This is a genomic window from Paraburkholderia phytofirmans PsJN, from assembly GCF_000020125.1.
GTDB classification, from domain to species: domain Bacteria; phylum Pseudomonadota; class Gammaproteobacteria; order Burkholderiales; family Burkholderiaceae; genus Paraburkholderia; species Paraburkholderia phytofirmans.
Map to the genome: position 1 here is coordinate 1836587 of NC_010676.1, position 20676 is coordinate 1857262.

The window sequence follows — 20676 nt, forward strand, 5'->3', positions numbered from 1 at the left end:
CCCGCTCCTTTATCCGTTGTATTGCGCGAGCCGCGCGCATACCGAAGCAATCATGATCTGGCTGGAGCGCGCGCCGGGATCGATATGTCCGCGCGAACGCTCGCCGAGAAACGACGCCCTTCCCTTGGTCGCCAACATGTCGCGGGTCGCAAGCATGTTTTCCTCGGCGATTTGCGGCAGCGTGTCGAGCACCACGCGCGCCGCGGCGCTTTCTGCGGCAAGTTCCTCGAAGCGCTTCGCGACCGGAATCAACACGTCCATCATAGTCTTGCTGCCGACGCCGGTCTTGCCGCGTTGCCCGACGGCCTCGACGCCCGCCGCGAAGATGTGGGCGAAGCCGGCCACATCCATTGCATTGATCGCGGACGCTTTTGCCATGCCGTTCAGCAACGAGAAGAATAAAGGCCCGGACGATCCGCCCACCGTCGACAGCACCTTGGAAGCCGCAATGTCGAGCGCGGGGCCAAACGCTTCGGCCTCGATCTCCGCGCGCACTGCAAGCAGGGCTTCCATGCCGCGCAGCAGATTGAAAATGTGATCGCCGTCGCCGATCTGCTGGTCGAGCGACGCGATCTCGTCGGTATGCTCCTTCAACGCTGCATAGGCAGCGTCGATGCACGCCATGACCGTTTTGCCGTTCATGTCGGGATTCTCCTGCCGTCGGCACGGAAATATAAAAGGCTGCGCGCCGGCAGCGACACACCGACCGATTGTCCCGGCGAGAAATTGCGCTCCGCCACGGTCGTTACCACGACTGCGGTTCCCGCGCGATCGAGAATCAGCAGATGGCGTAGCGGCGAATATTCGAGCACCGTCAGATTCAGTGCGTCCTGTACGCCACGCGCATCGCCCACATCAGGGTCATGCAGCACGATATCCTCAGGACGGATAGCGACAGTTGTCGTTCCCGCCGGTATGTGAGCCAAATTGAGCAGCGTGGGTGGCAGCAGGTTGATCGGCGGCGAGCCGAGCCGCTGCGCAGCGCTCAGCGACACCGGATTGCCATACACCTCGCGCGGCGTGCCGAGTTGCACGAGACGCCCCTGGTCAAGAATGCCGATGCGATCCGCGAGCGTGGTGGCTTCGACCTGATCGTGCGTGACGTAGATGATCGTCGCGCCGATCGCACGATGCAGGCGCTTGAGTTCGATGCGCAACTCTTCACGCAGCTTCGCATCGAGCGACGACAGCGGCTCGTCCATCAGAAACACCTTGGGTTGCCGCACGAGCGCGCGCCCTATCGCCACGCGCTGCATTTCGCCGCCGGACAGATGCGTCGCCATGTTGTCGAGCTTCGATTCCATGTGCAGCATCTCCGCGACCGCGTGAACGCGGGCACGCACCTCCGCCTCGCTGCTGCGCCTTCTTGGCGAGCGCAACGGAAACGCCAGGTTGCCGAACACGGTCAGATGCGGATACAGCGAATATTGCTGGAAGATAAACGCGACGTCGCGATCGGACGGATGCACGCCGGTCGCAATGCCACCGTCGATCAGCACGTCGCCCGCGTCCGGCCGCTCCAGCCCGGCGATCAGACGCAGCGTCGTGGTCTTGCCCGCACCGCTCGGCCCGAGCAGCACCACGAACTCGCCGTCCATCACGTCGATAGAAAGATCGTCGACCGCGACGATATCGCCAAACCGTTTCGACACATTGCGCAACTGGATTTCAGCCATTAGCTTCTCCCTGTGCAGGAACGGTGCGAGCGGCGCCCGGCAGCAGCCGGCCGCTCTGCGCGTCGTACAACAACGTGCGTTCCTTGCGAAACGACAAACCGACCGGCGATCCGGCAGGCAAACCCTCGTCTTTTCCCACCCGCACCCTCACCACGCCCAGCGCGGTCTCGACCACCAGCACCTGATGCGAACCAAGATATTCATCGGCAATGACCTTGCCGCGCAGCGGGCCGTGCTGATTGATCGTCACATGCTCGGGACGAATGCCCAACAGAACGCGCTCCGCAGCGGCTTCGCAGCGCGGCACAGAGATCTGCGCGCCGTGCAGGTGGACTTCTTCTTGCCCCGCGTCCACGCCGCCATCGACTGGCAGGAAATTCATCGGCGGACTGCCGATGAAGTTGCCGACGAACACCGTCGCCGGAAAGTGATAGATCTCCTGCGGCGGACCGGCCTGCAGCAACTCACCCTTGTTCATCACGACGATGTCGTCGGCCATCGCCATCGCTTCGCTCTGATCGTGCGTAACATAGACGGTCGTGGCGGCAAGCGCGTTATGCAGCTTGCGCAACTCGAGACACATCAGCTCGCGGAAATCCGCATCGAGCGTGCCGAGTGGTTCGTCCATCAGAAACGCCTTCGGCTGCCGCACGATCGCGCGGCCCAACGCTACGCGCTGCCGGTCGCCGCCAGACAGCCCGCCGGTCTTGCGATCGAGAATGTTCTCGATACGCAGCATGTGCGCGGCCGCAGCCACTCGTGCCGCGATCTCCTTGCGCGACACATGCTCGTTCTTCAGCGGGAAAGCGATGTTATTGCGCACCGTCATGTGGGGATATAGCGCGAACATCTGGAAGACGAACGCGATATCGCGCTGACGCGCGCGCAATGCCGTCACGTCCTCACCGTCTATGAAAATCTGGCCGGAGGTCGGCAACTCGAGGCCGGCAATCATCCGCAGCGTGGTGGTCTTGCCGCAACCCGATGGGCCGAGCAACACGACAAAGCGTCCGGCGCCGATCGTCAGACTGGTGTCGCGCACCGCGACGAAGTCGTCGAAGCGCTTGTGAAGGTTGGCAAGAACGATTGTGGACATGGTGTCAGTCCGGGAAATGGCTGGTCACGACGAACGCGAGCGCGCCTACCAGAATGACCGGAAACGACCACGTGAACAACGTCAGCGAAAACGGCTGCACCAGCATCGCCACGCCGAGACCAATCAGCGCCGTCGACGCCGCTTCGCTGTAGCCACGGCGCAGATAATGTTTTTGCGGTAAAACGAAGTCTCGTTTCATTTGCGCACCGCTCCGAAGGTGATGCCGCGCAACAAATGTTTGCGCAGCACCACAGTGAAGATAAGGATAGGCAGCACGAAAAGCGTCGTCGCCGCCGCGACGGCCGGCCAATCCTGCCCGCCTTCGCCGATGATGAACGGAATGAACGGCGGCATGGTCTGCGCATCGCCGCTTGTCAGCAGCGACGCGAACGCGTACTCGTTCCACGCGAAGATCAGGCAGAAAATCGCGGTCGCGGCAATGCCGGTGATCGCCTGCGGCAGCACCACCTTGACGAAGGCCTGCAGGCGCGTATAGCCATCGACGAGCGCCGCCTCCTCGTATTCGCGCGGGATCTCGTCCATGAACCCCTTCAGCAGCCATACCGCCAGCGATACGTTCACCGCCGTATACAGCACGATCATGCCGACACAGCTGTCGCTCAGGCCCAGTGCCCGATACATCAGGTAGATCGGGATGGCGACCGCGATCGGCGGCATCATGCGCGTCGACAGGATGAAGAAAAGCAGGTCGTCGGCGAGCGGCACCTTGAAACGCGAGAACGCATAAGCCGCCAACGTACCGAGAAACACTGCGAGAAAGGTCGAACCGAAACCGATCACGAGCGAATTCGCGAAGCGCGGCAGGACCTTCGAGGGCCCAGCGATGACCATGTTGCGCTTGCGCACATCACGCTCATACCAGGTCCGCGCGGGCGGCAGACTGGCGATGAACTCGGGCGTCTGCCGCGAACGAATCGTGAACAGGTTCACATAGCCTTCCATCGACGGCTGAAACAGCACGACAGGCGGATAGGCAATCGCGTCCTCCTGCGTCTTGAAACTCGTCAGGAAGATCCACACCATCGGCAAGGTTGCGAGCAGCGCGTAAGTGATGACAACCGCCGCCGCGAAGCGCTTGCCGCGCGGCGACGACGCCACCACCGAGTGTTGGGTAGCCGTAGGTCTCATCGCTGTTTCACCCGGTTGAGCGCCTTGACGTAGATGTTCGCCGCACCGAACACCGTCACGAACAGAATGATCGCCAAAGCCGATGAATAGCCCGTCTGCCATTTCTCGAACGCGGCACGCTTCAAGGTGATCGACACGGTTTCGGTGACCGAACCCGGACCACCGGAAGTCAGCAGGTTAACCATGTCGAACATCTTGAAGTTCTCGATGCCGCGAAACAGCACGGCGAGCATCAGGAACGGCAAGGTCATCGGCAATGTGATCGACCAGAACTGCCGCCATGGTGTGGCGCGATCCACTTCGGCCGCTTCGTAGATGTAGTCGGGAATCGACCGCAGGCCCGCGAGGCAGATGAGCATCACATAGGGGGTCCACATCCACGTATCGACCATCACGATGGTCCACGGCGCGAGCGACACGTCGCCGATCATCTGAAATGAGCCGGGCGCAATGCCGGTGAAGAAGCCGACGATATCGTTGAAGAGGCCCGTTTGCGGTTGCAGCAGAAAGGTCCAGAAGTTGCCCACGACTGCCGGTGACAGCATCATCGGCAGCAGGATCAGCGTGGTCCAGAAACTATGACCGCGAAACTGCCGGTTGATCAGCAACGCGAGGCCGAAACCCAGTAGAACCTCTAGCCCGACCGACCAGAACACGAAACGCGCCGTCACCTGCATCGCGTACCAGATGTCTTCGTCGGTGAGAATGTCGACGTAATTGTCGATGCCGACAAAGCGCGCCGGCACACTCGGCATATTCGACTTGAAGTTCGTGAACGACAGACGTAGCGCCCAGATCAACGGAAAGATGTTGATCGCGAGCAGCAGCAGGACTGTTGGAAGGATGAACAGCCACGCAATGGTTCTGTCCGATAACCCGGCCAGACGCGTGCGTGCACGAGCCGACGCCCGCGACTCCAGCCCCGCCGATGAAAAAGGCTTGTTTGCCAACATGCCCTCGCTCCTTTAAGCGGACCGGCGGCATCCTTGCAGGGAGCGCCGGTCCAGTCCTGGATGCACGCTAATTCTTCCCTTCGGCCTTGAAGACCTTGTTCCAGTCTTTGACCAGCAGATCGAGCGCTTCCTTGGCCGTGCCCTTGTCGGCCACCACATAGTCATGCACGCGCTTTTGCATGTCGAGCAGCAGTTCCGCATAGGCCGGTTCAGTCCAGAAGTCTTTCACGATCGACATCGACTTCAGGAATGCCGGCGCAAAAGGTGCACTCTTCGGAAAGTCGGGCGCATCCACCACCGACTTGGCCGCCGAATAGCCGCCTAACTGCCACCATTTCTTCTGCACGTCGGGTTGCGCAAACCACTTGATGTATTCAAGTGCGTCTTCCTTGTGGTCCGAGTACGACACGACCGAGATGCCCTGTCCGCCGAGCTGCGTAAACTGTTTGATCTCACGCGGATTCACGAAAAAGCCGATTTTGTCGCCGCCGACGTTCGGGTCTTTATAGAGTCCTGGGAAGAATGCAAACCAGTTCATCTGCATCGCCACCTGGCCAGACTTGAAGGCATCCAGCCCCTCCTGCATGTACGCGTTGGTCATGCCGGGCGCTGTGCAGCACTTGTAGAGCGCCTTGTAATACTCCAGCCCTTTGACCGCGCCCGGCGAGTTGACGAAGCCATCCAGGTGATAGGGTTTCTTCGGGTCTTCATATTCGAAGCCGAAGTTGTAAAGCGCATTGGTCACTCCCATTGTGATGCCTTCAGACCCGCGTTCGGTAAAGATATAGACACCGTATACGGTCTTGCCATCGATCTTGCGGCCCTGAAAGAACTCCGCGGTTTGCTTGAGTTCGTCCAGCGTGGTTGGCGGTTCGAGTTCACGTTTATATTTCTGCTTGAACTCGGCGCGTAACTCAGGGCGCGCGAACCAATCCTTGCGATAGGTCCAGCCGACTGCGTCGGCCATTGCCGGCAACGCCCAGTAGTTCGGCGTATTCTTTGGCCACTCCGCATAACCGACGACGGTCGCCGGCACGAAGTCGTTCATCGATATCTTGTTCTTTGCGAAGAAATCGTTGAGCTTGACGTAGTGCCCGTTGACCGCAGCGCCGCCTATCCACTGGCTGTCCCCAATGATCAGGTCACATAGTTTGCCGTGCGAATTAAGTTCGTTGATAAAGCGATCGGCGTAACTCGTCCATGGCACGAACTCGAACTTCATCTTGATGCCGGTTTTGGTCGTGAAATCTTTGGACAGTTCGACGAGTGCATTGGCCGGGTCCCATGCCGCCCAACATAAGGTCAACTGCTTTTCCTGGGCTTGCGCACCTGTTGCCATGCCGAGTCCCAACGATACTGTGGCCGCCGCCATTACCCTTGCTGACGTAAGACGTAACATTTGTCTTCTCCTTGTCTTTTTCGGGTCTCCAACCTGCTGTGGAACAGCGCCCATGCGCCGGGTGCTGTGTATCGGCTCCAGCGGATTCAAACGCAAATCCGTGTGTCGCGAGCTTCAGGCATGCGCATTCTCACGAAGATAAATCCGGGTTTCCGGCGTTGGGATGGCGAGCGCGCCACGTACGTCGTTAAGAAAATTGATGGCGGCGAGGCCTGCCCAATGAACGATGCCGCGCACATCCTGGTCGAGGATTACGTCGATCGCGCGCTCGGACAGTTGCGTGCGAGTCTCCGCGGTACATTCATGCCCGATCAGTACGATGCGTCCCTTGTCGCCCGATTCCTGCAATGCCGTTGCGATGCCTGAGATGCCGCCGCCGGTCACATAAACCCCGACCAGATCCTGGTAACGTGCAAGGAGGCCCTGCACGGCAAGACCTGCGCCATCGTCATCTTCGGCAAAGTCTGGTTCGGCAATCCAGCGCAGATTGCGAAAGTCCTCTTCCAGCACCTGGGACAAGCCGGTGCGTCGTTCCAGTTGATCGTGCAGGCGCGACGAGGCCGATAAAATCGCCACCGTGCCGAGTCGCGCGCCGAGAAAGCGACCCATCAAAAGTCCTGCGGTGCGTCCGGCAATCCGGTTATCGACGCCGACATATGCAGCGCGGCGACTTGCGGGCAGATCGGAGAACACCGTGACAACGGGCACGCCCGCATCGCTCATATCTTCAATAAGGCGTTCGACCGCTGGGTAGTCGAGCGGCACAAGCACGAGTGCGTCGTAGTCGATCACCTGCTCAGCGAAAGCAATGGTGTCTCGATGAATCGTGAAATCACAGCGGTAGAACGATGGAATGATGCGGTGCTCGCGAAAGAAGCTCGCGGACAGAGCGATATTGCGCTCGACGTGGTCGAGGAAACGCGAGTTCACCTGAGGTAAAACGAAGGCCACACGATACGTGCTTATCTTGGCTGGGCGACCGCGACTTGCCCGTTCGTCGCGCAGTGCCGCCAGCGCAAGATGGACACGATCTGCAGTTTCCGGACGCACGGCCTGATCGTCGCGCAACACACGATCGACCGTGGCGACGCTAACGCCCGCACGGCGCGCAATCATCATACGTGTTGCCGGCATGTGTCTCTCCGGTGCCGAGCCAGAAGATTTTTGTTAAATCAAGGTAGCTTTTTCCGGAGGGAATGCAAGTTTTTTTACCGCAATAAACGCATCATTCTTGATGGCATTGGTCGATCACGCTTCGGCTTGGATGAGTGAATGCATGAATCGCCTAAATCAGTGCACGGTGCGTTGCACAAGAAACTTTCGATTCGACTGCCTCGTATCGAATAGGCGAACACCAAGCGGAACGCGGTCGATCTCTTATGCGTTGTTGTGGCAATGACATGCCACGATGCGACTACCGGTCGGCGGCCGCACCTCGGGAGGTTCAAAACGGAACTGGCCCGCCGCCGGGCATTGCCGGGATAGCGAGCCAATTCTTACATACGGGCGCGAAAGAAGTGCTGCGCGCTTAGATGGCAGTGCTCAACGACTGCATGCGTTCTGCGTCTTGTTGGCTTTCGGGCATCAACGCATTAGGGATGGTTGTACATCGCATTCCAGTCCGACTTCGACACTGCCGGGCGGCCTGCTTCCGACGAACCAGTCACCACACCGCCGTAACCACTTGCGGCGCCGTTCTGCGCAGCAACTTTGGCTTCAGCAGCCTGGATTTCAGCCGGATAGGTCGCATCATTACGGGCTGCCGGGTCATAGCCAGCCTTTTCGAGTTGAATCAATTCAGCGCGCACTTGCGCACGGGTCACCGGCTGGCTCGATTGGGCGAACACGGCACCCGAGGCAGCAAGAGCTGCGGCAACGACAACAGTTTGAATAAGGGACTTCATGGTAACTACCTCCAGACTTTGTTTTGTCCTGCTACGAACACCTTGTCCGTAACCATGACTAACACTATAGGTAAGCGGACGCTTAAGATTAAGCCCGATGTCTGGAATGGATTGTTCCAATATTTAGGGTAAACCCTGATTAGCGAGGACGCGCTGCGGCTCGCTGCCCGAACTTTCGAAGTCGCAAAACGACCCGGTCCCATTGTGAGCAAAATGCTTCACATCGCTCCAGCTAGCCACAGCGCGACGTTGACCGAGTAGCGGTGGGTATCCCGCAGGGCTTGCTGCTCGGTCTGCATCCCGTTGCCAGGAGGTTCATTCACAAAGCTCGGACAGCCAAGTCTCGTGTCCCAGTTGTAGTCGGCAAAATGGTGAAAGGTGCTTTCGGCGACTGCGGGACCTCCTCGGTTCGAGGGTTCGAAAGCCACTGCAAGATTGAAACTCTTTCCCGTTACTTTGCTTTTACCTCGTGCGATCACGCGAGCCGGTTCATCGTCAGGAGCGTCGACGGCGCCCTCGTGCGGGTGTGCCGGCAAGAACCGGATTGCGCCGGTGGGAGAGTTTCGGTCCGCCAATACTGGATGGGGTGGTGCGACAATCGCGACTTCCTGAAAGTCTCCGTTTGCACCCGAGTGAAAATTGGGCCAGGAGATGTTGGTTGAGAACGGGTCGTCGATCACGCGCCTGGATTGGTCAGGGTCTACATTGCGCGTGTGGAAGTGGTGCGCCTTGCCCACCCCGCCCAGGCTGCACAACGAACTGCCCAGATCCATGTGATCCCTCGTGACGAACAGGCCGCGACCTTCCTGTCGGAATCGCGTGATTCCTCCGCAGTCCTCAGGGGTCAAACCGTCCCCTTCGTCAACGGCAAACAACCACAACTCGTCAAACTCGGTTTCATCAAGACGAGAAAGAATCGAGTCTGGCTGCCCCAGTTGCTCGCGGTCCCGAGCAACGACGTTGAACGTCACGCGCCCGTCAGAATCTCGATGTGTCCGCAGCAATTCTGCCAGGCGGCTGAATCGCGCGATCGACCAGTTGTCGCCGGTAGGCGGGATGGTCGTTTGAAGCAGAATCTGGATGGTATGCATAATGGTCAGTTAGTCGCGTCAATCAATCACGGGGGAATGAGCCGCCAGGTAGACATTTCCAGGGTAGCTAATGGCCTGAAATTGTCAAATCCGGCGTACGCTGTGACCAGTGTGATAAGACGGCAGACATGCTGGACGTGTGTGGGCTGTCGTCCACCCAGACGCCATTTGCGAAAGAAATTCCGTCCACGCGAGCGGTGATCTTGTCGGCTCGGCCTATGCGAAGCCATTGCACGGTGAAGCGATCGGCGAAAGTTGATCGCACATCTCGCGCGGCGCTGTCTTGCAAGGCGCCGCGCGCATTCATGGATCAATCGGTTTTGCCGGTCAGCGCGCGGCGCGCGGCTTCGCCTTCATCGTGTGAAGCCGCATAGAACACGCGGGCCCGTCCAATGATGATTTTCAGCATGGCAATGACCGGCACAGCCAGGAAGATTCCCGCCACGCCGCCTAACTGATCGCCGGCGAGCAAGCCGACGATGACGAGAAACGGACTGACCTCCACGCCTTCGCTCATCAGATACGGATTGAGCACGTAGTCCTGAAACAGCCGGTAGAGCGCGATAAAAATCACCAGCCATAGCAGATGCGGATAGCCGCTGAACACGGCGACCACCAGCGTGATCGCGACAGCGCCGAGCGGCCCGGCGAACGGCACGAACTCCAGCAGACCCGCGCTCACCGCCAGCAGAAACGCGTAAGGCACGCCGAGCAGCGAGAAGGCCATGCCGTAACAGATCAGCGTTGCCAGCGACAGAAACAGCAAAGCCCGCACGTACTTCGACAACAGCACGTTCAGATCGGTCACGATCTCGGCCCACAACGTGCGATGCCGGTCGTTCAGCAGATCGAGAAAGTCCTCGCGCATCTGCGGACCTTCCTTGATCAGCAGGAAGCTCAGAATCGGAATCAGCACGAGGTAGATCAGATTGCTGGCTGCGTGCATCACGCCGAGGCCGACGCTGCGCGCCATCGGCACGGCTTTGTCGGAACCCGTCTCGATCTGGCCACGCACGAAATCGACGATCCGCTCGCGCAGCGGTTCCAGAAAATGCGGCAACGGAATGCGGTTGGGCACATCGGACTTCATCAACTGAGGCAGTTGCGCGAGCAGGTGCGTGGCCTCGTCCTGCAGCTGCACGCCGAAGATCGATCCAACCACCGCGATCACCGCGACGACCACGACGAACACAAGCGCGATCGACGCCACGCGCGGCATACGGCGCGGCCGGATGCGCTCGACGAGATCGACCATCGGATAGATCAGATAACTGAAGAAGACCGCGAACACCACCACCAGCAAGGTGGACGACGCCATATAGATGCAGAAAAACAGCAGCGCGATCAGAAGCGCGGTCCAGACCTGTCTGGCTGTGCGAACGTCGAATCCCAGCATGAACCTTCCTCGAATAGACGATGAGATCCGGCGCCTCGAACGCGCCGGGAACATCGGGCAGGCATCGCAGACACAGCGCGCCCTGACGAGTCAGGGCGCGCTGTGCAATCAGAGCAGCGTAAAACCAAGGATAGAAATGACGCGCCTGCGCCCGCGCACTCAACAAACGCAAGGCGCGGCGCGCGATGTAATCAGATCAGCTTGCCGAGCAGAAAGCCAACGCCGACCGCGACCAGCAGCGCGCCGATCGGATTGTTGCGCGTCGTTTCCGCGACCTGGTCGACGCTGTCGCCGTATTTCGCCTGCGCCTTGCCGGCTAACTGGCGGACCTTGCCTTCGGCTTGCAATTCCGCATCTCCGGTCAGGCCGCCGACGGCGTCCTGCACCTTGCCCGCTGCGTCCTTCACCGTACCTTCGAACTGATTTGAATTCATCGATCTTCTCCTTTGAACCGGGTCAACAAGCCGTCGCCGGCGGGAGCCGGCGCTCGATCCTGCTTACCGTCGATACTGTTACCGCTTCACGCGAGCGCGTACGGCGTCGGCGAACTGCCCTACTTTCGACTGCACCTTGCCCGTCAACTTCTCCGCCGCGCCCTTGGCCTGCGTCGTCCGGTTGCCGGTGACCTTGCCGAGCGTTTCTCTCACGGAACCCTTGACCTGTTTCGCTGCACCTTCGACACGATTCCTGTCCATGACGGTTTCCTTGAAATGGTTGAATTGCACGAAAGACGCCGGCCGTCGAATTCAAGCGAGCGTGGCGGCAATTCCAGCCGGCGCTCGCCGCGGAACTCGCGTTGTCCCGGCGCAACCCCGCCCGACAGCGGCGAATGCACGTGACCGCGTGCTACAGCGAGTCGTGGCTTGCGGCTTCTTTTACGTGCGTCGACGCTAGCCGCGTCAGGTCAGCCGGAACTCAGCAGCATGATTCGTTCCCGAGCGCCGTCCGCTTGTTAGAAAACCGTGCGAAGGCGGTGTACAGGCCGGTTTGGAGACGGGGGATTGGGGCTTCGAGCACGGAAGTCTGGAGGCTTCAACGCTTCCAACCTTGAGGCTTTGCGGCGCAGCGCCGGGCATGGGGTAGAAAAGATCGCTGGCAACCAGCGAAATGATCTGCGACAACGCGTGCCGGTTCGTCTGCGAGCGCAGAACGTGGTTGTCGTCGGGCGGCATGGCGCCCGGTTCTGCGGCTTGCATGGGGGAGCGGGCGCAGCGGCCGCCCCGCTTAACTCAATGTCACGTCAGCCCTGCTCCGCGCCCAACGCAGCCAGCGGATGTGCGTCGCTCTTCCACGGCGAAGCGAGAAAATGTCTGACGCGCTCCGGCCGCACCTCGGCGAGCGTGGCGGGCGCCCAGCGGGCTTTGCGATCCTTGTCGATCAACTGGGCCCGCACGCCTTCGCAGAAGTCACCCTCCTCGATCACGCGCTTGACGATGCCGAGTTCCATGCGGAAGCATTCCGCCAGGGTCATCTGCCGGCCGCGCAACAGCGCCTCACGCGTGACGTACAGCATGGTGGGCGAATGACCGGTCAGCGCGTCGTAGGTGGACTGCAACCACTGCTTCACCTCGCGCGGCGGCTCGCGCAACAAATCGTGCCGCACCGTCGCGACCATCCGGTCGATGCTCGAACGCCGATCGAAATGCCGCAAGATCAGTTGAGTGAACGCCGCCAGCGGCGCGTGCGGAATGATATTGCACGGCGGCTCGAACACGCCGCGCAAGGCCGCCATCAGATCGCCTTCGAGCGGCATGCGCTGCAAACGCTCTTCGAAACTGGCGAGCCATTCGGCCGGCACGCACAGATCCGCCAGTTGCAGCCGCAATGCGTCGGCGCCGGACAAGGTCGCGCCGGTCAGCCCGACATACAACTCGAGCTCCGCCGGCATCACGCTGAGAAAACGCGTCGCGCCGACGTCCGGCAGAAAGCCGATGCGCGTCTCCGGCATGGCGATCTTGCTGCGCTCGGTCACGATGCGCAGCCGCGCTCCCTGGCCGAGCCCCATGCCGCCGCCCATCGCAATGCCGTCGAGCAAAGCGACCACCGGCTTCGGAAACGTGTGAAGCGCATAGTCGAGCCGATATTCGTCGACGAAGAACGCGAGCCAGCGGCTGTCGTTGTTCTTCGCGAGCCGCTGCACTTCGCGCACGTCGCCGCCGGCGCAGAAACCCTTGGCGCCCGCGCCTTTCAGCACGAGCGCGACGATGCCGTCGTCGGTGCGGCAATGTTCGACCAGCACGGCGAGTTCGCGCACCATCGCGTGCGAAAGCGCATTGAGCGCGGCCGGCCGGTTCAGCGTGATGATCGCCACGCGATTCACCACGCGAAACAGGATCTCGCGTTCCGCTTCGAGGCTCGTATCGTGCGCGACGCTTTGCAAGGCGCTCATTGACGCATCTCCGGTTGCGAGGCGTCGGTCTGCGCGGACTGCGTCACCTGCCAGCGCGGCGGGCGCTTTTCGAGGAACGCATTGACGCCTTCGCGCTGATCGGCGCCGTCGAACAGATCGACAAAGCGCTCGCGCTCCAGCGCCAGCGCCGCCGCGCGCGGCACGCCGCTGCGGCCCTGATGAATCAGCGTCTTGCTGAAACCGACCGCCTGCGGACTCAAGGTTGCGACGCGCGCAGCCATGACCAACGCCGCATCGCGCGCTGCGCCCTTTTCCACCACTTCTTCGACCAGACCGATGCGCAACGCCGTCGCCGCATCGACGCGCTCGCCGGTCAGAATCATCCGTTTGGCCCAGCCTTCCCCGACCAGCCACGGCAGCGTCTGCGTGCCGCAACCGCACGGCAGCAAGCCGACCGCGGTCTCGGGCAGCGCCAGCAACGCATGCTGTTCGGCGATGCGGATATCGCAGGCCAACGCGCATTCTAGGCCGCCGCCCATCGCATAACCGTTGATCGCCGCGATCACCACGGGCCGCGCGTTCTGCAGGGTTTCGAACGCCGCGCCGAAGCGCGCCGCCGCCGTGCGCGCGACTTCGCGATTGCCGTCGGCGAAGGTGTTCAGGTCGGCGCCCGCGCTGAAGAACTTGGGACCATCACCGGTAATCACGATGGCGCGCACGCGCGCCTCGCCGTTCAGGCGTTCGACGGTCTGCTGCAATTGCAGCAAGCCTTCGGGCGTAAACGCGTTGGCCGGCGGCCGCTTGAGCGTGAGTTGCGCGACGGCGCCGTCGTCCGCGTAGTCGAGTTCGATCATGCCGCGCCTCCGTCCTTGCCGTCCTGGCCGTCCTGACGATACAGCTTGATGACCGCGGAAAAGTCGAGACGTCCCGCGCCTTTCGCGCTCATCGTTTGATAAAGCTGTTGCGCCAATGCGCCGAGATAAACCGGCTGACGCGCGGTCTTCGCGGCGTCGGTGGCGAGACCGAGATCCTTGAGCATGAGATCCGTGCCGAAGCCGCCCGTGTAACCGCGCGTGGACGGCGCGGTCTCGATCACGCCGGGCATCGGATTGTAGGTGTCCGAACTCCAGCAGCGCCCCGTCGATGTATTGATGATGCCGCCCAGCACTTTCGCGTCGATGCCGAGCGCCTCGCCGAGCGACATGGCTTCGGCGACGCCCGCCATCGTGATGCCGAGCACGAGGTTGTTGCAGATCTTCGCGACCTGGCCCGTGCCGGTGTCGCCGCAATGCACGATGTTCTTGCCCATCGCCGCAAGCACCGGCTTGACCTGCTCATACGCGCTCGCGCTGCCGCCAACCATGAAGGTCAGCGTGCCGGCCGCCGCGCCGCCGGTGCCGCCTGAAACCGGCGCATCGACGAAGGTGTTGCCGTGCTGCTGCGCGAGTTCGGCGAACGCCTTCACGCTCGCGGGGTCGATCGTGCTCGAATCGATGATCGTCACGCCCTTCGCGATGCCGGCGAAAACGCCGTCGTCCGCGCTCAGCACGCTGCGCACATGCGCGGCGGCGGGCAACATGGTGATCACGCATTCCGCGTCGGTTACCGCGGCTTTCGGCGATGCGGCCGCTTTCGCGCCCGCATCCACGAGCGCCTGCACGGCCTGTGCGTTGAGGTCGAATACGTTGACCGCATGACCCGCCTTGAGCAGGTTGTGCGCCATTGGCGCGCCCATGTTGCCGAGTCCGATAAAGCCTATTTTCATGATGTCTCCCGTGGACGCCAACGTTCAGCGCAGGCTGATGGTCGTGTTCACGCCGTCGTTGACGGTGTCGTCGTCGAACCAGCGCGCGGTGACGGTCTTGGTCTGCGTGTAGAACTGCACGACCTGTTTGCCATAGGGGCCGAGGTCGCCGAGTTTCGAGCCGCGCGAGCCGGTAAAGCTGAAGGACGGCACCGGCACCGGAATCGGAATGTTGATGCCGACCTGGCCGATATCGATCTCGCTCTGGAACTTGCGCGCCGCCGCGCCGCTCTGCGTGAACAGGCCCACGCCGTTGCCGAACGGATTGCGGTTGACCAGCGCGATGGCGTCATCGAGCGTGGCCGCGTTCAGCACCACCAGCACCGGGCCGAAAATCTCCTGGCGATAGATTTCCATCTCGGTGGTGACATCGGAAAAAACCGTCGGGCCGATGAAGTTGCCTTGCTCGTAGCCCGGCACTTTGATGTCGCGGCCATCGAGCGCGAGTGTCGCGCCTTCTTTCACGCCCGCTTCGATCAAGCCGAGAATGCGCTGCTTCGCCGCGCGCGAAACCACCGGGCCGATGTCCGTGTTCGGTTCGTTGCCCGCGTTGACTTTCAACGTCCTGGCCTTGGCGACCAGATCCGGCAACCATTGCTGCGCGGCGCCCACCAGCACGACCACCGAGGTCGCCATGCAGCGCTGACCCGCCGCACCAAAACCAGCGCCGGCAAGCGCATTCAAGGTCTGCTCGCGGTTCGCATCGGGCAGCACCACCGCGTGGTTCTTCGCGCCCATCATCGATTGCACGCGCTTGCCGTGTTCGCTGCCGAGGCGGTACACGTGCGTACCGACCGCCGTCGAGCCGACGAACGAAACGGCCTTGACGAGTTCGTGCGTGCAGAGCGCGTCGACCACCTCCTTGCCACCGTGCACAACATTCAGCACACCCTTCGGCACGCCGGCTTCGAGCGCGAGTTCGACCAGTTGCATGGTCGAAAGCGGGTCCTGCTCGGAAGGCTTCAGCACGAAGGTATTGCCGCAGACGATCGCCATCGGGAACATCCACAGCGGGATCATCGCCGGGAAGTTGAACGGAGTGATGCCGGCGCATACGCCGATCGGTTGGCGCAGCGTGTAGGTATCCACGCCGCCCGCCACGTTCTCCGCGAATTCGCCCTGCTGCAACGTGCCGATCGAGCATGCATGCTCGACCACTTCGAGGCCGCGAAAGATGTCGCCTTCGGCATCGGGAATCGTCTTGCCCTGCTCCGCGCTCAAGGTCCTGGCGATACGCGGCGAATGCTCGCGAATCAGCGCCTGGTACTTCAGCATGATGCGCATGCGCGCGCCGATCGGCGTGTCTTTCCAGGTCTTGAACGCGGCGTGGGCGGAACGGATGGCTTCGTTCACTTCGTCGGCGGTGGCGAACGGCACGCGCGCCAGCACCTCTTGCGTGGCGGGATTGACGATGTCGCGCCATTCGGTGGTCTTCGACTCGACGAACTCGCCGTTGATCAGCAACTTGACGGTGGCAACGGCTGCATTTGCGCTCATTCTGGAACTCCTCTGCGGTGGCCGCGAGGCGGCCGGACAGTGACTGGAAGCAAAAGGGATCGACGCAGAGAATCAGCGCAGATCCGGGAAATCTTCTTCCCAATACTCGTCGGGCAGGCGCGCGGGTTCGGCCTCGCGCTCCATTTCGCGGCGTCGCAATTCGACGCGGCGAATCTTGCCGGAGATGGTCTTGGGTAATTCGCTGAATTGCAGGCGTCGAATCCGCTTGTACGGCGCGAGTTTTTCGCGCGAGAACGCGAATACGGCACGCGCGAGTTCGGGGCCGGCTTCGTAACCCTGGCGCACGGTGACGAACGCCTTAGGCACCGACAGACGCAGCGCGTCGGCGCTCGGTACCACGGCAGCCTCGCCGATCGCCTCGTGTTCGATCAGCACGCTTTCTAGCTCGAACGGACTGAGGCGGTAATCGGACGATTTGAAGACGTCGTCGGCGCGGCCGACATAGACGTAGTAGCCGTCGTCACGGCGCAGCGCCACGTCGGACGTGCGGTAGAAGCCGTTGCGCATGGCTTGCGCGGTGGCCTTGGCGTTGTTCGCGTAGCCGGTCATCAGGCCGAGCGGCCGTTGCGCAAGTGGCAGCGAGATTTCGCCTTCGGTGACGGGCTGGTCATCGGCGTCGATCAGTTCGATCGTGTAGCCCGGCAGCGGACGTCCCATCGAACCCGCGACGACCGGCTGGCCCGGCGAGTTGCCGATCTGGCAGGTGGTCTCGGTCTGGCCGTAGCCGTCGCGGATCGTAATACCCCACGCGTGCTTCACGCGCTCGATGACCTCGGGATTCAACGGCTCGCCGGCGCCGACGATTTCACGCAGCTTGACCGGATAGTCGCTCAGATGCTCCTGCACCAGCATGCGCCAGACCGTCGGCGGCGCGCACAGCGTCGTGATGTTGAAACGCACCAGCGCGTTCAGCGTGTCTTTCGGCACGAAGCGCGCAAAGTTGAAAACGAACACGCAGGCCTGCGCATTCCACGGCGCGAAGAAGCAGCTCCACGCGTGCTTGGCCCAGCCTGGCGAGCTGATATTCCAATGGATGTCGTTCGGTTGCAGGCCGATCCAGTACATGGTCGACAGATGGCCGACCGGATAGCTTTGATGCGTGTGTTCGACCAGCTTGGGCTTCGAGGTGGTGCCTGAGGTGAAGTACAGCAACATCGGGTCGGTGGCCAGCGTAATGCCTTCGGGCGTGAATTGCGGCGATGCGTCATAGGCCGCGGCCAGGTCGATCCAGCCGTCGCGCGGCGCGCCCACCGAGAGGCGCGTGAGCGGCGCTTCGAGCGCATCGAATTTGGCCAGCTCCGCGCTATCGACCACCGCGAAATTCGCACCGCCGATCTGCACGCGATCGCGCACGTCATCGGCGGAGAGCTGGGTGGTGGCGGGCAATACAATCGCGCCGAGCTTCATGGCTGCGAGCATCACGTCCCACAGTTCGACGCGGTTCGGCAGCATCAGCAGCAGGCGGTCGCCGCGGCCCACGCCCACGCCGCGCAGGAAATTCGCCATGCGCGCCGAGCGCTCCGACATCTGCGCGTACGACAGGCGCAGGCCGTCGGTGGCCGGATCGTCGACGATCCACAGCGCCGGGTTGTCGTTATCGCGCGCGATCACGTCGAAGTAGTCGAGCGCCCAGTTGAACTCGCCTAGCGGCGGCCACGCGAATTCGCGGTAGGCGCGGTCATAGTCGGTTCGATGGCGCAATAACAGGTCACGCGCGTCGAAAAAGGCCTTCGCTGCAGTCATTGTCGTCTCCAGTTGGCGCGGTGTATCCGCTTCGCTTTTTTGTCCCGCTGCTGCACTGCTTTCTATCCGGCGGCCAGGCTATTTTGCACTCAAATGCCGCTTCGTTTGCATTTACACATGCCGCGCGATCAGCATGCGTTGCACCTCGCTGGTCCCTTCGTAAATCTGCGTGATGCGCGCATCGCGATAGTGGCGCTCCACCGCGTAGTCCTCCAGATAACCATAGCCGCCATGAATCTGAATCGCGTTCGAGCAGATCTCCTCGGCCAGTTCCGACGCGAACAGCTTGGCCTGCGAAGCCTCCGACAAGCACGGCTTGCCCGCCGTGCGCAGCCGCGCCGCGTGATGCACGAGGAGCCGCGCGGCGTTCAAACGCGTGGCCATGTCGGCGAGCATGTTGGCGATGGTCTGATGCTCCTTCAACGCTTTGCCGAACTGGATGCGTTCGTTTGCATAGAGACGCGCGGCATCGAACGCAGCGCGCGCAATGCCCACTGCCTGCGCGGCAATGCCGATGCGCCCGCCTTCGAGATTCGACAGCGCGATCCGCAAGCCCTCGCCCGGTTCGCCGAGCAGATTGGCTTCCGGCACGGCGCAGTCGTCGAGGGAAATCGGACAGGTGTCCGAAGCGCGAATGCCGAGCTTATGCTCCGGCTTGCCGACGTTGAAGCCGGGCGTATCGGTCGGCACGATGAAGGCCGTCAGGCCGCGCTTGCCACGGTCGGGATCGGTCACGGCGAAGACAATCGCGAGGTCGGCGCGCGAACCGTTAGTCACGAACTGCTTGCTGCCGTTGAGTATCCACTTGCCATCGCGCAGCACGGCGCGGGTGCGCAGATTGTTCGCCTCGGAACCGGCCTGCGGCTCGGTCAGACAGAACGCGCCGATACGGCGGCCGGTTGCAAGGTCCTGCAGATAGCGGTCTTTCTGTGCTTCCGTGCCGAAGTTGAGGATCGGCCCGCAGCCGACCGAGTTATGCACGCTCATCAGCGTGGCGCAGGCGGCGCAGCCGGCGGCGATCTCTTCGAGGGCGAGCGCATAGGCCACGTAGTCCGTGTAGGAACCGCCCCATTCCGCCGGCACGATCATGCCGAGAAAACCGAGTTCGCCCATCTGCCTGACGACCTCGGCGGGCAGTTGCGCCTCGCGATCCCATTGGCCAGCATGCGGCGCGAGCTGTTCGGTGGCGAAGTCGCGAGCCGCGTCGCGGATCATCCGTTGTTCGTCGGTGTAGAAGCTGTCCATGGCGCTCGGTCCTGTGCTGTGCGTTTGATCGCGGCTGGTTCTCCGCCTCACGTTCGGGTCTGTAAGGCCACGCGGAGCGCGATCGATTGAGGCCCAGTGTAGGCAAGCCGACCGGCAGGTTCGATGCTCAGCCCGATCAATCTGACTGAGCGCATTTGCCATACTGGTACGATATGAATCCACATAAGCACACGATTTCAGGCACTTGTCGAATCGCCACAAGGAAAATGTTGAGCGCTTTTGCCAGCTTCTCCGTCGAAACGGATACGTATGAAAAACGATAAAGGGACGATTTCCGTCAGCATGGTCGAGGAAGCGCTCGCGCTGGCGCGCTCACGCGGCCTCGACGCGCTGCCGCTTGCCGAAGCCGCGGGCATCGCCGCGCCGATGCTGGCGTCGCCGAAAAGCCGCGTGTCGTCGGCGCAATATGGCGCGCTGTGGGCCGCGATTGCCCGCGCGCTGGACGACGAGTTCTTCGGCCAGGATTCGCATCGCATGAAAAGCGGCAGCTTCATCGCCATGACGCAGACGGCGCTCACCGCGCGCAACGGCGGTCAGGCGCTGGCGCGCGCGGTCGGTTTCATGCGGCTGGTGCTAGACGATCTCGGCGTGCAGATCGAAACCGATGCGCAGCGCGTGCGCCTGCGCTTCGTGGAAAGCGCCGGCGCGCCGCCGCCGGCGATGTTCGCCTATGCGACCTACTTCATCGTGGTGTACGGGCTGTTGTGCTGGCTGGTCGGGCGGCGCATTCCGCTGCTCGAGGCGCGCTTTCGCTGCGCCGAGCCGTCCGCCGCGCACGAGTACCGGCTGATGTTCTGCGATCACATGAGCTTCGAGCAGGCCGAGTCGTACGTCGATCTCGCGCCGGCGTTTCTGGAGTTGCCCGTGATCCAGACGACCAAGTCCGTCAAGCCCTTCCTGCGCGACGCGCCCGGCAGCTTCATCGTCAAGTATCGCAATCCGGGCTCGCTCGCGGCGCGCGTGCGCAAGATGCTGCGCGCCATGCCGATGTCCGGCTGGCCCGCCGCCGATCAGATGGCCGAACGCCTGCACGTCGCCGAGGCCACCATGCGGCGGCGTTTGAAACAGGAAGGCTATACGTACCAGTCGATCAAGGACGACCTGCGGCGCGACATCGCGATCGGTGAGTTGCAGGACACCGACCGCACCATCGCCGACATCGCGACCTCAGTCGGATTTGCCGAACCGAGCGCGTTTCATCGCGCGTTTCGCAAGTGGACCGGCATGCGGCCGACCGACTACCGGCCGGCCCGCGCGGATTTCACGCGCAAGGCGGAATCGGACTAAGCTGTAAGGAGCAGGCCAGCCTTCTTTTGGGGTATCGGCCCGCG

General features: G+C 62.0%; 20 protein-coding genes. 1 reads left to right on the plus strand and 19 read right to left on the minus strand.

The window, feature by feature from the left end:
• Positions 1 to 9 precede the first annotated feature (9 nt).
• From dhaL to BPHYT_RS28040, 19 genes are all read right to left on the minus strand, one after another.
• On the minus strand, positions 10 to 642 hold the full coding sequence (gene dhaL, locus BPHYT_RS27950; RefSeq protein ID WP_012427487.1) for a dihydroxyacetone kinase subunit DhaL: 633 nt from the start codon (positions 640 to 642) through the stop codon (positions 10 to 12).
• Positions 639 to 1676, minus strand: coding sequence for an ABC transporter ATP-binding protein (locus tag BPHYT_RS27955; protein ID WP_012427488.1), 1038 nt, complete (start codon positions 1674 to 1676; stop codon positions 639 to 641). Before BPHYT_RS27955 ends, dhaL begins: the two co-directional genes overlap by 4 nt.
• On the minus strand, positions 1669 to 2772 hold the full coding sequence (locus BPHYT_RS27960; protein WP_012427489.1) for an ABC transporter ATP-binding protein: 1104 nt from the start codon (positions 2770 to 2772) through the stop codon (positions 1669 to 1671). The genes BPHYT_RS27955 and BPHYT_RS27960 overlap by 8 nt, the downstream gene beginning before the upstream one ends.
• Positions 2773 to 2776: 4 nt before the next feature.
• Positions 2777 to 2971 carry a hypothetical protein gene (locus BPHYT_RS27965; protein WP_012427490.1) on the minus strand — a complete coding sequence of 65 codons (195 nt, stop codon included), beginning with the start codon at positions 2969 to 2971 and terminating at the stop codon, positions 2777 to 2779.
• Positions 2968 to 3921: a carbohydrate ABC transporter permease gene (locus BPHYT_RS27970; RefSeq protein WP_012427491.1), complete on the minus strand. Its 954-nt coding sequence runs from the start codon at positions 3919 to 3921 to the stop codon at positions 2968 to 2970. The genes BPHYT_RS27965 and BPHYT_RS27970 overlap by 4 nt, the downstream gene beginning before the upstream one ends.
• The gene (locus BPHYT_RS27975) at positions 3918 to 4874 is read right to left on the minus strand and encodes a carbohydrate ABC transporter permease (RefSeq protein WP_012427492.1); all 957 of its coding nucleotides are present in this window, start codon (positions 4872 to 4874) and stop codon (positions 3918 to 3920) included. The genes BPHYT_RS27970 and BPHYT_RS27975 overlap by 4 nt, the downstream gene beginning before the upstream one ends.
• Positions 4875 to 4941: 67 nt before the next feature.
• Positions 4942 to 6273 (minus strand): ABC transporter substrate-binding protein, encoded by a 1332-nt coding sequence (locus BPHYT_RS27980; protein WP_012427493.1) that lies wholly within the window; start codon positions 6271 to 6273, stop codon positions 4942 to 4944.
• Between the two features lie 114 nt (positions 6274 to 6387).
• Entirely contained in the window at positions 6388 to 7392 is a 1005-nt protein-coding gene (locus BPHYT_RS27985) for a LacI family DNA-binding transcriptional regulator (protein ID WP_041759700.1), read from the minus strand.
• 473 nt (positions 7393 to 7865) lie between these two features.
• Positions 7866 to 8177 carry a DUF4148 domain-containing protein gene (locus BPHYT_RS27990; protein ID WP_012427495.1) on the minus strand — a complete coding sequence of 104 codons (312 nt, stop codon included), beginning with the start codon at positions 8175 to 8177 and terminating at the stop codon, positions 7866 to 7868.
• A 218-nt stretch (positions 8178 to 8395) separates the two neighbouring features.
• Positions 8396 to 9268, minus strand: a complete 873-nt coding sequence (locus tag BPHYT_RS27995; RefSeq protein ID WP_012427496.1) for a hypothetical protein — start codon at positions 9266 to 9268, stop codon at positions 8396 to 8398.
• Positions 9269 to 9578: 310 nt separating this feature from the next.
• A complete protein-coding gene (locus BPHYT_RS28000) occupies positions 9579 to 10664 on the minus strand; it encodes an AI-2E family transporter (RefSeq protein WP_012427497.1) in 1086 nt (361 codons plus the stop codon).
• Between the two features lie 191 nt (positions 10665 to 10855).
• Positions 10856 to 11098: a CsbD family protein gene (locus BPHYT_RS28005; RefSeq protein ID WP_012427498.1), complete on the minus strand. Its 243-nt coding sequence runs from the start codon at positions 11096 to 11098 to the stop codon at positions 10856 to 10858.
• Positions 11099 to 11176: 78 nt separating this feature from the next.
• Positions 11177 to 11359 carry a CsbD family protein gene (locus BPHYT_RS28010; RefSeq protein WP_012427499.1) on the minus strand — a complete coding sequence of 61 codons (183 nt, stop codon included), beginning with the start codon at positions 11357 to 11359 and terminating at the stop codon, positions 11177 to 11179.
• A 545-nt stretch (positions 11360 to 11904) separates the two neighbouring features.
• Positions 11905 to 13053 (minus strand): enoyl-CoA hydratase/isomerase family protein, encoded by a 1149-nt coding sequence (locus BPHYT_RS28015; RefSeq protein ID WP_012427500.1) that lies wholly within the window; start codon positions 13051 to 13053, stop codon positions 11905 to 11907.
• A complete protein-coding gene (locus BPHYT_RS28020; protein ID WP_012427501.1) occupies positions 13050 to 13868 on the minus strand; it encodes an enoyl-CoA hydratase in 819 nt (272 codons plus the stop codon). The genes BPHYT_RS28015 and BPHYT_RS28020 overlap by 4 nt, the downstream gene beginning before the upstream one ends.
• Positions 13865 to 14779 (minus strand): 3-hydroxyisobutyrate dehydrogenase, encoded by a 915-nt coding sequence (gene mmsB, locus BPHYT_RS28025; RefSeq protein WP_012427502.1) that lies wholly within the window; start codon positions 14777 to 14779, stop codon positions 13865 to 13867. The genes BPHYT_RS28020 and mmsB overlap by 4 nt, the downstream gene beginning before the upstream one ends.
• Before the next feature lie 24 nt (positions 14780 to 14803).
• Positions 14804 to 16315: a CoA-acylating methylmalonate-semialdehyde dehydrogenase gene (locus tag BPHYT_RS28030; RefSeq protein ID WP_012427503.1), complete on the minus strand. Its 1512-nt coding sequence runs from the start codon at positions 16313 to 16315 to the stop codon at positions 14804 to 14806.
• A gap of 72 nt (positions 16316 to 16387) precedes the next feature.
• Positions 16388 to 18079, minus strand: coding sequence for an AMP-binding protein (locus tag BPHYT_RS28035; protein ID WP_012427504.1), 1692 nt, complete (start codon positions 18077 to 18079; stop codon positions 16388 to 16390).
• 111 nt (positions 18080 to 18190) lie between these two features.
• The gene (locus tag BPHYT_RS28040; RefSeq protein ID WP_012427505.1) at positions 18191 to 19324 is read right to left on the minus strand and encodes an acyl-CoA dehydrogenase; all 1134 of its coding nucleotides are present in this window, start codon (positions 19322 to 19324) and stop codon (positions 18191 to 18193) included.
• 270 nt (positions 19325 to 19594) lie between these two features.
• Between BPHYT_RS28040 and BPHYT_RS28045 the strand changes: the two genes are divergently transcribed.
• Positions 19595 to 20632, plus strand: coding sequence for an AraC family transcriptional regulator (locus tag BPHYT_RS28045; protein ID WP_012427506.1), 1038 nt, complete (start codon positions 19595 to 19597; stop codon positions 20630 to 20632).
• Positions 20633 to 20676: the final 44 nt, after the last annotated feature.